At 62.4% G+C, this 14,196-nt stretch carries 13 protein-coding genes; 10 read left to right on the forward strand and 3 right to left on the reverse strand.

Going from position 1 to position 14,196, the window contains the following annotated elements; all coding sequences use genetic code 11:
• Nucleotides 1–36: 36 nt before the first annotated feature.
• Together LB566_RS19615 and LB566_RS19620 are read right to left on the reverse strand one after the other, a co-directional pair.
• Nucleotides 37–408, reverse strand: coding sequence for a response regulator (locus LB566_RS19615; protein ID WP_140553438.1), 372 nt, complete (start codon nt 406–408; stop codon nt 37–39).
• A complete protein-coding gene (locus LB566_RS19620) occupies nt 405–3,512 on the reverse strand; it encodes a CheR family methyltransferase (RefSeq protein ID WP_224625666.1) in 3,108 nt (1,035 codons plus the stop codon). The genes LB566_RS19615 and LB566_RS19620 overlap by 4 nt, the downstream gene beginning before the upstream one ends.
• A 185-nt stretch (nt 3,513–3,697) precedes the next feature.
• Here LB566_RS19620 and LB566_RS19625 point away from each other — a divergent pair, with 185 nt between their 5' ends.
• Complete coding sequence (locus LB566_RS19625; RefSeq protein WP_224625668.1) at nt 3,698–4,396, forward strand: response regulator; 699 nt, start codon at nt 3,698–3,700, stop codon at nt 4,394–4,396.
• Between the two features lie 40 nt (nt 4,397–4,436).
• On the opposite strand, the gene LB566_RS19630 is transcribed toward LB566_RS19625, so the two are convergent.
• On the reverse strand, nt 4,437–4,709 hold the full coding sequence (locus tag LB566_RS19630) for a hypothetical protein (protein ID WP_224625679.1): 273 nt from the start codon (nt 4,707–4,709) through the stop codon (nt 4,437–4,439).
• 216 nt (nt 4,710–4,925) lie between these two features.
• On the opposite strand from LB566_RS19630, the gene LB566_RS19635 reads away from it, so the two are divergent.
• The 9 genes from LB566_RS19635 to LB566_RS19675 all read left to right on the forward strand — a co-directional run bounded on the left by LB566_RS19635 (nt 4,926) and on the right by LB566_RS19675 (nt 14,196).
• Nucleotides 4,926–6,032, forward strand: a complete 1,107-nt coding sequence (locus LB566_RS19635; protein WP_224625692.1) for an NAD-dependent epimerase/dehydratase family protein — start codon at nt 4,926–4,928, stop codon at nt 6,030–6,032.
• Nucleotides 6,029–7,108 (forward strand): NAD-dependent epimerase/dehydratase family protein, encoded by a 1,080-nt coding sequence (locus LB566_RS19640; protein ID WP_224625694.1) that lies wholly within the window; start codon nt 6,029–6,031, stop codon nt 7,106–7,108. Before LB566_RS19635 ends, LB566_RS19640 begins: the two co-directional genes overlap by 4 nt.
• Nucleotides 7,105–8,397: a TIGR04295 family B12-binding domain-containing radical SAM protein gene (locus LB566_RS19645; protein WP_224625696.1), complete on the forward strand. Its 1,293-nt coding sequence runs from the start codon at nt 7,105–7,107 to the stop codon at nt 8,395–8,397. The genes LB566_RS19640 and LB566_RS19645 overlap by 4 nt, the downstream gene beginning before the upstream one ends.
• A 23-nt stretch (nt 8,398–8,420) precedes the next feature.
• On the forward strand, nt 8,421–9,482 hold the full coding sequence (locus tag LB566_RS19650) for a glycosyltransferase family 4 protein (RefSeq protein ID WP_224625699.1): 1,062 nt from the start codon (nt 8,421–8,423) through the stop codon (nt 9,480–9,482).
• A gap of 2 nt (nt 9,483–9,484) precedes the next feature.
• A complete protein-coding gene (locus LB566_RS19655) occupies nt 9,485–10,615 on the forward strand; it encodes a glycosyltransferase (RefSeq protein ID WP_224625701.1) in 1,131 nt (376 codons plus the stop codon).
• Nucleotides 10,612–11,703 carry a glycosyltransferase gene (locus LB566_RS19660; protein WP_224625704.1) on the forward strand — a complete coding sequence of 364 codons (1,092 nt, stop codon included), beginning with the start codon at nt 10,612–10,614 and terminating at the stop codon, nt 11,701–11,703. The genes LB566_RS19655 and LB566_RS19660 overlap by 4 nt, the downstream gene beginning before the upstream one ends.
• Complete coding sequence (locus LB566_RS19665; protein WP_224625706.1) at nt 11,703–12,806, forward strand: glycosyltransferase; 1,104 nt, start codon at nt 11,703–11,705, stop codon at nt 12,804–12,806. The genes LB566_RS19660 and LB566_RS19665 overlap by 1 nt, the downstream gene beginning before the upstream one ends.
• Before the next feature lie 23 nt (nt 12,807–12,829).
• Nucleotides 12,830–13,870: a UDP-glucuronic acid decarboxylase family protein gene (locus LB566_RS19670; protein WP_224625708.1), complete on the forward strand. Its 1,041-nt coding sequence runs from the start codon at nt 12,830–12,832 to the stop codon at nt 13,868–13,870.
• A gap of 140 nt (nt 13,871–14,010) precedes the next feature.
• Nucleotides 14,011–14,196 carry a hypothetical protein gene (locus LB566_RS19675; protein WP_140497402.1) on the forward strand — a complete coding sequence of 62 codons (186 nt, stop codon included), beginning with the start codon at nt 14,011–14,013 and terminating at the stop codon, nt 14,194–14,196.

Genomic DNA, 14,196 nt, shown 5'->3' on the forward strand with positions numbered 1-14,196 from the left:
CCTTGGACTGATCCTGCGGCGCCATTGGAGTAACCGTCAACGCGAAACGTCGGGCAGCGACCCCAGATCGGCCAGCGCAGCCAGGATGGTTGCTTCAGTCGCCGGCTTGGGCACGAATTTGCAGTCGCGAAAGGATGCCGGTAAGTCGCGCGCGCCAAATCCCGTCATGAGGGCGAAGGGAACACCCTGCGCCTGCAATATCTCCGCGAGGGGCAGGCTCGTTTCACCGTTCAACTGGATGTCCAGCAACGCCATGTCGATCTTGTCCGAGCCGACGAGACGAAGCGCCGCGGCGACCGAAGGCGCGGGACCGACCACCTGGTAACCGGCGCTACGCAGGACTAACGCGGTGTCTTCCGCGATCAGCCATTCGTCCTCGACGACCAGGACGCGCGGTCCGTCGTTCACGACTCCTCCTTCCCGTTAACGGGAAATGCGATCTGAACGTTGAGGCCTTCCTTGCGAAAAGCGGTTTCAACATGGCCGCCAAGCCTGTAGCCGATCTCTCCCTGCAGCAGCGTGAGGCCGAAGCCGCTGCCGACGGGTTCCTTGACAGGGGGACCATCCTTCTCGCGCCAGGCAAACGTGAACATGTCGTCAGCGATCGACCACATCACCACCACCTTGCCACGAGGTTTGGAAAGAGCGCCATATTTGGCCGCGTTGGTGGCCAGTTCGTGGACGGCCATGCTGAGGGAAAGACCCTGTTGCGGTCCAAGTTCTATCTCCTGGCCGTTCAGTTCGAACCGTTCAATGCCAAACGGTTCGAGTTCCTGGTGAAGCAGTTCGCTGACCGAAGCTTCCTTCCAGCTTTTCCGGCTCAACAATCCATACGCCCGCGACATCGCATGCAAGCGTCCGATCAAGGCCTCCGCGAATTCATCCTTCGACACGGATTTCTCCCGCGTGCGGCTCGCAATGCTGACGATCACCGCCAGCATGTTCTTGACCCGGTGGTTGAGTTCAGAGATGAGAACCTGCTGATGCTCTTCCGCCTGAGCCAAGGTGGTGACGTCGACCAGTGTCACCACCACGCCCCGAACCCGGTTGCCCTTGTCCCGATAGGGATTGATATGGACCATGTGAAACCGTCCGGCGCTGTCGCGCGCGAGGTGGTGGTTCAGGGTCTCGCCTGTCTCGAACACCTCGGCGATATGCTGCTTCAACTCGGGATAGTCGAGTTGGCTCGACAGGTCCGTCAGCGGCCGGCCGATGTCGGAGGGACGCAGACTGAAGAAGGACGAAGCCGCGGGCGTGAAGGTCCGCACCACCAGATTGCGATCGAGGAAAATGGTCGCGATTTCGGTGCTTTCGAACAGGTTGCGCAGATCGCTGTTGGCGTGATCGAGTTCCTCGATCTTGTTCGTCAACTCGGCATTGATGGTGTTCAGTTCCTCATTGAGCGACTGCATTTCCTCCTTCGAGGCCTCAAGTTCTTCATTGGTCGATTGCGCTTCCTCGTTGACGGAGACGAGTTCCTCATTGGACGACTTCACCTCTTCCAGTGCGGTCTCATATTCCTCGATCGTGGATTGCAGACGCTCCCTCGTATCGCGCAGTTCCCGCTCGAGATCGGCGGTGCTGTCGGTGTCATGGCTGCCGCCTTCGTCTGTGCGGATCTGCGTAGGGCCCGACGGTTCGAACAGGACGAGATAGAGCGGCTCGCCATTGTCGCGTTCCGCCAGCGGCTCAATGGTGAGCTTGATCGGCTGGATCCGCTCATCATCCTCCTCGACCGTGAGATTTTCCCGCACGACGGTCCGGCGCGTCGACGTCGCCTCCCGCAGTGCGGCGCGCAGGTCGAGCCGCAGCCCGCGGCGTGCCATTGTCAACAATTGCCGGCTGGGAATGCCTTGCGGCGCTTCAAGATATTTGCCGGTGCGAGCTGAGTAGTAGACGACATCGCCTTCGGCGTTGACCAGCACATGCGGGGGGGCGAAGCGCTCCAGCACCTGCGCCTCGACCGCCTGGCGCAGCGGATAACCGGCGGCTCCCTTCCTCAAGCCGGTGCTCTCGGACGGGAATGCGCCCGAACGGCTATCGCCGATCAGGGCGGGCAGCCTGACATGCGGCGAGGCATGCTCCCGCGCCTGGAAGATACGATGTTTCTTATCGACGGTGGCAAACAGATTGTCGTTCTGTCCGACGCTCTCCGAGGTGCCGAGAAAAAGGTAACCGCCGGGCTTCAGGGCGTAATGGAAAATAGGAATGACCCGGCTCTGAATGGCTGGGCCGAAATAGATCAGCAGGTTACGGCACGACACCAGGTCCATGCGGGAGAAAGGCGGGTCGCGAACGACGCTGTGCGGCGAAAAGATGCACAGCTCCCGTATCTCGTTGCTGATGACATAGGTGTCGCCGTCGCCATTGAAAAACCGCTGGCGGCGTTCGGGGGAAAGTCCCTGCAGCAGGGCTTCGGGATAGCGCCCTGCCCGCGCCACCGCCAGCGCCGGTTCGTCGATATCGGTCGCGAATATCTGGATTCGCGGAACGACCGGGAGCTTTTCCACATGTTCACGCAGCAGGATGCCGATGGAGAACACCTCTTCGCCTGTGGCGCAGCCGGGAATCCACACCCTGACGATGTCGTTGGCGGTCTTGCCTTCGAAGAGTTGCGGTACGATCTTTCGCTCGAGCAGTTCGAAGGCCTCGGGATCGCGAAAGAAGTTGGTGACGTTGATCAGCAGGTCGCGAAAAAGGTTCATCACCTCGCGAGGATCCTTTTGCAGCCATTCGACATATGCGCCAATGGATTGCATCTGCGCGATCTGCATGCGCCGCTTGATGCGTCGCAGAAACGTCTTGGTCTTGTAGCCCGAGAAATCATGGCCTGAGTGGCTGCGCAGGATGCCGTAGATCTGGGACAGAACCTTTTCCATACCTGCCGTTCGGACGCTATCCTCCTCCGCCAACCCATTCAACGCGTCGAAGCCGCGGGCGAAGGCTTCCAGCTTCCTGCCGATCTCCTCGGCGGGCGCGGCTATATCGATAAGTCCGCTGGTGATGGCGCTCTGCGGCATATCGGGGTTGCGCGGGCCGTAGCCGTCGGAGATCTGCGCGACGGTGAGCCCCCCACGCTCCTTGATCGCCTTGGCGCCCAAGGTTCCATCGGAATCTCCGCCCGACAGGATGACGCCGACGGCATGTTCGCCCTGGTCTTCGGCTAATGCGCTGAAGAAGATGTCTATGGGTTTGCGTTCCTGGCTGAACCCGTTGGGCCGGCGCAGGCGCAGCATTCCCTCCTCGATGGTCAGGGTCACGTTCTGCGGCATGACATAGACGTGGTTCGGTTGAACGATCATGCCATCCGCCGCGACTTCGACCGGCATTTCGGTGTAGCGGCGGACGACCTCATGCAACAGGCTCTCTCGCTTAGGGCTGAGATGAGTGATGACGACGAACGCCATGCCGGGCTGATCGGCCATACCCTTGAACAGCCCTTCCATCGCCGGAATTCCGCCGGCGGACGCGCCGACGCCAACGATGGGAAATCTTTTCGACTGGGCTGTCACTGGAAGTTCCCCTTTCGGCACCTGTGTGCGAAATCACTTATGAAGCAGGCTGGACAGCAGGTAAGCATAGGCGCGGCGGAGATACGGAACAAGTCGCGACGGATGGCGTTCAATTTGCAGTTCACGTGTTCAATGACCAAACGTCCATCTGAAACAAAGCTCCCGACGCACATGGAGTCAGCGGCGTGGAATTGCTTGACGATTTCGGCCGGGCTCGTGCCGAAACGCCAGCAGGCTCGGCGAAGGAGACTGTTTCCACCAGGTACTGGTCGAGAAAGGATGACGAGGTGCGCGATCTGCAAGGGGTGCATCTTCTGATCGTCGAAGACGAATGGATGGTAGCCGGAGATCTCGCCCGTTATTTCAGCAATATGGGTGCGATCATCCTGGGGCCGGTAGCGACGGTCGAACAAGCGTCATTGCACACTGAATCGGCCGAGGCTGCCATCCTCGACGTCAATCTCAACGGGCGACGGGTCTTTCCAATCGCGGACGAACTGATGCGCCGCGGCGTGCCGTTCGTGTTCTTCAGCGGCGACAGCGATATCGCCATTCCCGAACATCTCCGACATGCCAGCAACCTGCGAAAATCCTCGGGCAACGGGGCTGTATTCAATGCTCTTTTCCCGCCGCAAAACCCGGCTGCGGCGAGTGGCTTTGTGCCAAGTCCGCCGGACGACGTGTTTTCGCTCCTGCCCAAACTCAGGCTTGCGGCACGTCTGTTGCTGGGGGATGTGGAAGCCTCCGACCGGCTTGTCGAAAGGACGCTCGAGCGGGCGATCCGTGACATCGACCAAAGGCGGATCGGCCAGTCCACCGAAGACTGGCTTAACGCCATCATACGCGATTTGGCAAAGTCCAGCGGCGCAAGGCTTCTGAACTGAGCCGAACCAGGTTTCCGATTGATCGCCGGCCGGGCCTCGGTCAGCCCTTTGGGTCACGCTCGACGAACTTGTTGAAACGGCTGGTCTGCCCGCCGCCGGTGTTGGCCTGGTAAAGAAAAGCCAGACGGTTCTCATCGAATATCCGAAAGAACTCATCCCATTCGACTGGTTCGAATGCCTCCTCGGGCTCGCCGAAATCGATCCGCAGGATGCCGCCCTCGCCCTTGGTTCGCACCACTGCCGGCCGGCCGTTCCGCTCCTCGGCCCATTTGCGAATCTCCTCGTGATTGGTGGTCGTCTGCGATTGCGACATCGAAATCTCCTTTGGACCTGCTCTCTCGCCGCGCACGCACCGCGGCAACTGTTGAGCGTCCTAACAGCACACGGCAGGCAATGTTCCAGCACCCGTCGCGTGGTGCGATGCGCCTGCTGTCGAATGAAACCGCCAGGAGAACTTTGTTGATGCGCAGGGAACAAAGCTTTTGCCGAGAAGTTGGGGACGCCGAGGTCACCAGTCCGAGGAGTTGTCGTGAAACGTATACTGGTCACAGGGGGCTGTGGTTTCATTGGTCGCCACGTCGCACAAGAATTCGCCGATCACGGTTATTCGGTTTGCATCCTAGATGCATTGCTGGATCAGGTGCATGCAGGCGAAGCGGTCAACCTTCCCGCGGGAGCCGAACTGATCAAGGGCGATGTGCGCGATCGCGAGGCCGTCACCAAGGCACTGGACGGCATCGACGGGGTGGTTCACCTGGCCGCGGAAGTCGGCGTCGGCCAATCCATGTACGAGATCGCCCGCTATGTCGGCGCCAACGATCTCGGCACCGCCACGCTGCTGGAGGCGTTGATCAAGCACCCGGTCGAGCGGATCGTCGTCGCCTCCTCGATGAGCGTCTACGGCGAAGGCCTTTACGCCACGCCCGACGGCCGGCGCATCGGCAACGCCCGGCGCAAGGCCAACGATCTCAAAGGCGGACAGTGGAATCCCATGTCTGCGGACGGTGAACCTCTCTCGCCGTTGCCGACCGACGAAGAAAAGCCGGTCGATCTCGCCTCCATCTATGCATTGACGAAATATGCCCAGGAACGCGCCGTGCTGATCTTCGGCGAGGCCTATGGTGTCGACGCTGTGGCACTGCGCCTGTTCAACGTCTTCGGCGCCGGACAGGCGCTTTCAAACCCTTATACCGGCGTGCTGGCCAACTTCGCCTCGCGTCTCGCCAACGGCAAGCGGCCGATGATCTTCGAGGATGGCCAGCAGAAGCGCGACTTCGTTCATGTGCGTGACGTCGCCCGCGCCTTTCGCCTGGCGCTGGAGCAACGCCAGGCGAAAGGTCACGTCATCAACATCGGAAGCGGCCGGGCCTATGCGATCCGCGATGTCGCGCGCCTTTTGGCCGAGGCTATGGGAACGCCGGACCGCTCGCCCGAGCTGCTCGGCAAAGCGCGTTCCGGCGACATTCGCAACTGCTTCGCCGACATTTCCAAGGCGCGTGAACTGCTCGGCTTCGAGCCGGGGCGGCAATTGGAGAATTCGCTCGGCGACTTCGTTTCCTGGGTGCGCAACACGATTGCCATCGATCGCGGCGCCGACATGAAACGCGAGCTCGAAGAACGCGGGCTGGTGTCATGAAGCCGGGTAGACGCAACCGTCGCGAAGCACCTGTCGCCATCGTCGGCGGCAGCGGCTTCATCGGGTCCAATCTCGCCGACAGCCTGTTGTCGGACGGCGAGCCGGTGCTGGTGATCGACAATCTCAGTCGCGCCGGTGTCGAACAGAACCTTGAATGGTTGTCGCACAAGCATGGAAGCCGCCTCACCGTGGAAACCGTCGATGTGCGAGAGGCCAACGCCTTGGCTTCAGCCCTGAGGGGGTCGAAAGCGATATTCCATCTGGCCGCGCAGACCGCCGTCACCACCAGCCTGGTTCGGCCGGGCGAGGATTTCGACATCAACCTTCGGGGAACTTTCAACGTCCTGGAGGCGGCGCGACAAAGCGGCGAGCGCGTCCCGGTGATCTTCGCCAGCACCAACAAGGTCTACGGCAGCCTCCCCGACATCGCGGTTCGCCAGGAAGGCGAGCGGTGCGTGCCTTGCGACCCTGCAATCCGTGCTGAGGGCATCGGCGAGGGCCGCAGCCTGGACTTTTGCACGCCCTATGGCTGCTCCAAAGGCGCGGCGGACCAGTACGTGCTCGATTACGCCAAGTCCTATGGCTTGCCGACTGCGGTCCTGCGGATGAGCTGTATCTATGGCCCGCGCCAGTTTGGAACGGAGGACCAGGGCTGGGTTGCGCATTTCCTGATCTGCGCGCTTTCGGGGCGGCCGATAACCATTTACGGCAACGGCAGGCAGGTGCGCGACATCCTGCACGTCTCCGATGCGGTTGCGGCCTACAGGGCCGTGCTCGACCGGATCGAGACGATCGCGGGCCAGGCGTTCAATCTCGGCGGCGGACCGGAAAATGCGCTCAGCCTGCGCATGCTGTTGGATGAGATCGGCAGCCTGACGGATCGAGCACTGTCGGTCCGCTATGAGGCCGAGCGGACGGGCGACCAGCCCTTCTTCGTCGCCGATACCAGGAAGATGAAAACCACGCTTGGCTGGAGGGCGCGTGTTTCATGGCGCGAAGGCGTCCGCGACCTCGCCGATTGGTTGCACCGTCACCGGCTCGAACCCCAAGCCGAAGCCGTGAGGTACGTCGCATGAAAATCGCATTGGTCAACCCGTTCTGGGCCTATGACGACAGCATCTATTTCGGCTGCCGCCAACCGCATCTGCCCCTGGAGTTCGGCTACTCGAAAGCCTTGCTCGAACGGGCCGGACATGAGGTGCTGATGTTGGACGGACAGCTTCAGAAGCTTGACAATTCCAGCCTTTCCGAACGGGTTGCCGAGTTCGCCCCGGCAATGACGGTCGTCAGCACCGCGCCGACCTATCTGTTCTGGCGTTGCGCGCCGCCGGAGCTGCGCGTGCCGGCCGACTTTCTCAACCGCCTTGCCGGGCGAGGCGGGCGCACCGTAGCGGTCGGGCCGCATGGCTCGGCGACACCGGCGCCAACTCTGCGCAAGCTCGGCGTTGACATCGTCGTGCGCGGCGAATGCGAGGAGGTTGTCGCCGACCTTGCACGGTGCGACGATTGGAGCGTGGTGCCGTCCACGGCCCACATCAGCGGAGCAAGGCTGGTCTCTAACGGCGGCGTCCACGCCAGTTCGTTCGTCGACCATCCGCCGCTCGAATGGCCATCGGACTGGATAGCCGCGCACGCGCACCATCATCACAGGTTCGACGACCAGCAGGTGGGGTTCGGCGCGGAGGTCGAGGCGTCGCGCGGCTGCCCTTACAATTGCAGCTTCTGCGCCAAGATGGATTTCCGCGATGCCTATCGCCGCCGAAATCACGAGGCGGTCGTGACGGAAATAGACCGGCTGATCGCCCAAGGTGTCGGCTACATCTACTTCATCGACGAGATTTTCCTGCCGCAGAAAGCCTTGCTGGAGGCACTGATCGATCGCGAGGTGAAGTTCGGCGTACAGACCCGCATCGACCTGTGGAAGCCCGAGCTGCTGGAATTGCTCGGCGCGGCAGGCTGCGTGTCCATCGAAGCGGGCCTCGAAAGCCTGACGGTAGAGGGCCGGGCCATGCTGGCCAAGCGCTGCCGGCTGGGCACGGAGGAACTCGCCGCGCTGCTCGTCGACGCGAGACGCCATGTTCCCTTCGTCCAGGCCAACCTGATCGGCGTAGTCGAAGACGACCCTGCCCTGGTCGACCACTGGCGAAACCACCTGATAGACAACGGCGTATGGGCCAATGAGCCGGTACCGCTCTATCCCTATCCGAGTTCGCCCAGCTATCGCGAGCTTTGGGGCGAGCCCGACGACATCGCCTGGGAGCGCGCGCATGAGCACTATCTCGCATCGTTCCAAAAGTTCAGCGACATCCAGGAGAAGCGCCCGCGTCCGCTGGCGGAGCTGGAGGCGACATGTTGCGGACACTGACCCCGCGTTCGCGGCGCATCTTGATGACGGTCGATGCCGTGGGCGGCGTGTGGCGGTACACGCTTGATCTGGCCCGGGAATTCGTCGATGGCGGAGGCAGCGTTTTGCTCGCCGGTCTTGGTCCGGAGCCGTCCAGGCAACAGGTCGAAGAAGCGCAGTCTTTCGCGACGCTGACCTGGCTGACCACGCCACCGGATTGGATGATCCGCAATGCCAGCGACCTCGATGCGTTGCCGGGGGAGTTGCATGGGCCCATTCGTGACCACGCCATCGACCTTGTTCATCTCAATGCGCCGACGCAGGCAGTGGGGCTCGATGCGCCCTGCCCCGTCGTGGTGGTCTCCCACTCCTGCGTGGTCACATGGTTCCATGCCGTCAAGGGACAGGCGGTGGACAGCGCATGGGACTGGCAGAAGCAGCGCAACAGGCGCGGCTTCGACCGGGCCGACGCCGTCATCGCGCCGAGCCACAGCCACGCCGGCATGCTCGAAACCTGCTATGGGCCGATCGCGCGTCTCAACGTCGTCGCCAACGGCGCCCGCCCCATAGCGAAACCCGAAAAGCGTCAACCGCTCGTCTTCGCCGCCGCCCGCTGGTGGGATGAAGCCAAGAATGCCACGGTGATCGACCAGGCCGCGTCGATGACGCAATGGCCCGTCTTTGCAGCCGGTTCCACGCAAGGTCCGAACGGCCAGCGCGCCGGCTTTAGCCATGCCGTCGCTCTCGGAGCGCTACCGCATGATGAGATGCGCGCCCTGATGGCGCGCGCCGGCATCTTCGTGTCGTCATCGCTTTACGAGCCGTTCGGCCTGGCGGCGCTCGAAGCGGCCACGTCGGCGACGCCGCTCGTTCTATCCGACATAGCCACCCACCGTGAGTTATGGGACGGGGCCGCGTTATTCTACGCCCCGCGCGACCCGGATGATCTCGCCGCCTGCATAAACCGTCTCTCCGCCGATGCGCAGCACAGGCGGGAGCTCGGCCGGGCAGCCCTGCGCCGGAGCCGCAGGTTTTCGTTGGCGAGGCAGGCAGCGGCCATGCGCGACGTCTACGACAAAGCGGCCTTAGCGATGGCGGAGCGCTGATCATGCGCTTTCTGTTCTATACCCATTCGGTCGTTTCCGACTGGAACCATGGCAACGCACATTTCCTGCGCGGCATCATGCGGGAGCTGGTCGCGCGCCAGCATCAGGCGATCGCGCTGGAGCCGGCGGACGGCTGGAGCCGCTCGAATCTGCTGGCCGAGAAGGGCTCCTTCGCCATAGAGCGCTTCAGGAACGATTTCCCCGAACTGATGCCGGTGACTTACGATGCCGGCTTTGACCACGAGGCCTGGATCGCCGATGCGGACGTGGTGGTCGTCCATGAATGGACTGATCCGGATCTCATCGCGCGCATTGGCCGCGCCAGGGCGAGCGGCGGCAACTTCATCCTCCTGTTTCACGACACCCACCACCGCGCCGTGTCGGCGACCGAGGCGATCTCGGCGCTCCAGCTGGAGCATTACGACGGCGTCCTCGCCTTTGGCGAAGCCCTGCGCGAGAGCTACCTGCGCGCCGGGTGGGGCAAACGCGTCTTCACCTGGCACGAGGCGGCTGACGACCGCCTGTTCAGACCGCACCCGGAGATTCGCCCTGCGTCAGACCTGATCTGGATTGGAAACTGGGGCGACGACGAGCGTACCGCAGAACTCAAGGAATTTCTGATCGAGCCGGTGCACGAACTCCGCCTCGAGGCAACCGTCCATGGCGTGCGCTACCCCAGGCAGGCGCTCGCCGATCTCGCAGCGGCCGGCCTGCGCCATGAAGGTTGGATCGCCAATGCCGACGTGCCGAAGGCGTTCGCAGCGCATCGTGTCACGGTGCATGTTCCGCGCCGCCCCTATCGGGAAGGCCTGCCCGGCATTCCGACCATCCGCGTGTTCGAGGCACTCGCCTGCGGCATTCCGCTGATTTCGGCGCCGTGGTCCGACACCGAGCAACTGTTCAGACCAGGCGTCGATTTCCTGTTTGCGGACAATGGCTCCCAGATGCGGCGACACCTCCGGGCTGTACTCGGCGACGCGGATTTCGCTGCCTCCTTGGCGGCGTCTGGTCTTGAGACCATCCGCCTGCGGCACACATGCCGGCACCGCGTGGACGAGTTGTTCGGCGTGCTCGCCGAATGCGGACCTCAACACATCACCAATCCGACCGCCGCAAAGGAAGCTGCTGAATGAAGATCGCTTTTTATGGATCGAGTCTGTTGTCGTCCTACTGGAACGGCGCCGCGACTTATTACCGTGGGTTGCTCAAGGCGCTTTCCCAACTCGGCTACGAAATCACCTTCTATGAACCTGACGTCTATGACCGCCGGAGCAACCGCGACATCGAGGCGCCGGACTGGTGCGCCGTCGTCGTGTACGAGGCGACCCGGCACGCGCTGATGCAGGTGGCGGCGTGCGCCGCCGAGGCGGATATCGTCGTCAAGGCGAGCGGCGTCGGTTTCGAGGATGAGGCGCTGCTGCGCGCCGTGCTCGATCACGCGCGTCCTGACGCGCTCGTCGTGTTCTGGGACGTGGATGCTCCAGCGACGCTCGGCCAATTGCGCGACGAACCGGACCATCCGCTGCATGCCGCGCTGCGGCAAATCGATCTTGTGTTGACCTATGGCGGCGGCGACCCCGTGGTCTGGGCCTATCGTGCCATGGGAGCGAAGGAATGCGTGCCGATCTACAATGGGCTCGATCCTGAAACGCATCATCCAGTCGCCAGTCAGGCGCGTTTTGCTTGCGATCTCGCTTTCCTCGGAAACCGGCTGCCGGACCGTGAGGCGCGCGTCGAGGCGTTTTTCCTCGATCCGGCCAGCCGCTTGCAGGAGCAGCGTTTCCTGCTTGGCGGATCGGGCTGGGGCGACAAGCCGCTTCCCGCCAATGTCAGTTGGCTCGGCCACGTTGGCACCCGCGACCACAACGCCTTCAATGTCACGCCAAAGGCGGTGTTGAACATCAGCCGCGACAGCATGGCCGCAAACGGCTTTTCCCCCGCCACCCGCGTTTTCGAGGCGGCGGGCGCCGGTGCCTGCCTCATCACGGATGCGTGGCTGGGGGTCGAACTGTTCCTGAAACCCGGCGAGGAGATCCTGATCGCGCGCGACGGCGGCGATGTCGCCGAAATCATGCGCGCCTTGACCCCCAACCAGGCAAAGGCGATCGGCGCGTCCGCACTGCGCCGCGTCCGCGGTGAACATACCTACGCCATGAGAGCGGCCGTCACCGACGCGGTCCTGAGGCGGCACTTCGAACGCGGGACCGAGGAGGCGGCGTGATGACCAAGCGGCTCAATATCGTCTTTCTCGGCCTGTCCCTCTCCTCGTCCTGGGGCAACGGCCACGCCACGACCTTTAGAGGACTGCTGAAAGGCCTGCACGAACTCGGCCATCGCGTGACATTCCTTGAGCGTAACGTGCCGTGGTACGCCAATCATCGCGATTTGCGCGATCCCGATTTCTGCGCCTTGCGCTATTACGAAACCACCCGAGAGTTGCAACAGGGCTGCGCGCGATGCCTGCAACAGGCCGATGTCGTGGTCGTTGGGTCCTTCGTTCCGGAGGGGCGCGCGGTCATCGACATTGTCGCGGCGCTCTGCAAGGGGGCGCTCTGCTTTTATGACATCGACACGCCGGTCACCCTGGCAAAACTTTCGACGGATGAATGCGACTATCTTTGTCGGCGCCAGATTCCGTATTTCGATGTCTATTTCTCCTTCACCGGCGGGCCGACGCTTGGCCGACTGACGGAGGATTTCGGCGCGCGCCGCGCCGAGCCACTCTACTGTGCGGTCGACCCGGAACGGCATCATCGAACCGCCGACCCGGTCGGCTGGGATCTCGGTTATATCGGCACTTATAGCCCGGACCGGCAGGAAGCGCTGAGCTCGCTGTTGCTCGAGCCCGCACGGCGCATGCCGGACCGCCGTTTTGTCGTCGCCGGCTCGCAATATCCGCCCGACATTGTCTGGCCCGAAAATGTCGAACGCATCGAACATTTGCCGCCGGCCCATCATGCCGCTTTCTATAGCCGCCAGCGCTACACGCTCAACGTCACGCGCAGATCTATGATCACCGCCGGATGGTCGCCCAGCGTGAGGCTTTTCGAAGCGGCCGCTTGCGGTACGCCGATTATCAGCGATCGCTGGCCAGGTCTCGACAGCTTCTTTCCTGCTTCGGCGATCCACACGGCCGATAAGGGGGATGACATCGTCGATATCCTGCTCAGGGAATCCGAGCGCGCCCGGCTCGCCATGGCCGACCGGGCGCGCGAACTCGTCCTGGGAGCACATACCGGTGCGGCCAGGGCCCGCGAATTCGTGTCGCTGCTGACAGGACCGAGAGCAGCGATGGTCGATCTCGATATCGGAACCGCAGCATGACTGAAAGACAGGAGAAAACAGCGATGCGGCAAACAAGAAAAGCGCGAAGGGCGAAGACAGTGCTTGTCGCCGGCGGCGCGGGTTTCCTCGGCTCGCATCTTTGCGAAACGTTGTTCCGCAACGGCTGGCGTGTGATCTGCGTCGACAATTTCCTTACCGGCCGCATGGACAACATCGTCTCGATCATGGACCAGCCGCGCTTCCGGCTGATCGAGCAGGATATCTGCCGACCACTGAACCTCGGCGAGCCGGTCGATCGCATTTTCAACTTGGCATGCGCTGCTTCGCCGCCGCGCTACCAGGCCGATCCGATACACACCACGCGCACCTGCGTCATCGGAACCCTCAACCTGCTCGAGCTCGCCGCCCGCAACAATGCGCGATTCCTGCAGGCGTCGACGAGTGAAGTTTACGGCGACCCGGAAGAACATCCGCAACGGGAAGACTATGTCGGCCATGTGAATTTCACTGGCCCGCGCGCCTGCTACGATGAAGGCAAGCGCACCGCCGAAACGCTTTGCTTCGATTATCTGAGAGCGGCAAAAGCCGATATTCGCGTGGCCCGCATCTTCAATACCTACGGTCCCAGGATGGATCCTGCCGACGGCCGCATCGTCTCGAACCTGATCATGCAGGCGCTTGAGAAGCGCTCGATGACGATATTCGGCGATGGGTTGCAGACAAGGTCCTTCTGCTACGTCTCCGACCTGATCGACGGTATGATGCGCCTGATGGATCTCGATCCCAATCCCGGAAAACCCGTCAACCTGGGCAATCCCGGAGAATTCACCATCATGCGGTTGGCATCCATGGTGAGGGACATGACCGGAACCAAGTCGGATCTGAAATTCCTGCCCTTGCCGCAAGACGATCCGCGCCGCAGGCAGCCCGACATCTCGCGTGCAAAGGCGCTGCTCGGCTGGACGCCGAAAGTGCCGCTCAGGCAAGGGCTGATGCAGACGATCGGATACTTCTCCAATCTCGAAACCAGCGGGATCGACGGCCGGATGACAGCTATTGCGACAAACGCAAGATCGGGCAGGTTGCAAAACCTTCCGGCCTGAAGCCAGGCCGCCGCAGCCACGTGCTCCCGGCATGACCGCTCAAGCACGGTCATGCCTCCTGCCGCACTTTTGCGGATTGCTCGGAACATCCTGGCAAGCTCGGGGTTTGACGATGAGACCCCGCTATGGAGTATGGACCTGTGCAACCCAAACGATCCGCAAAGGATATCGAGCAGATTGCGGAAAGAGAGACGGCTGCCTTTCTGCGACGGGCCTCCATCACCTATCTCGAGTGCTGCGTCAGTCTGATGATGACGCATCTGCAGCGCGAGGAAGTGGCCACCATTCTCGAACGCGAAGCGGACATGCTGCGGAGACTGGACTGA

Origin of the sequence: Mesorhizobium sp. CA13 (assembly GCF_020165235.1) — a bacterium.
Classification (GTDB): domain Bacteria; phylum Pseudomonadota; class Alphaproteobacteria; order Rhizobiales; family Rhizobiaceae; genus Mesorhizobium.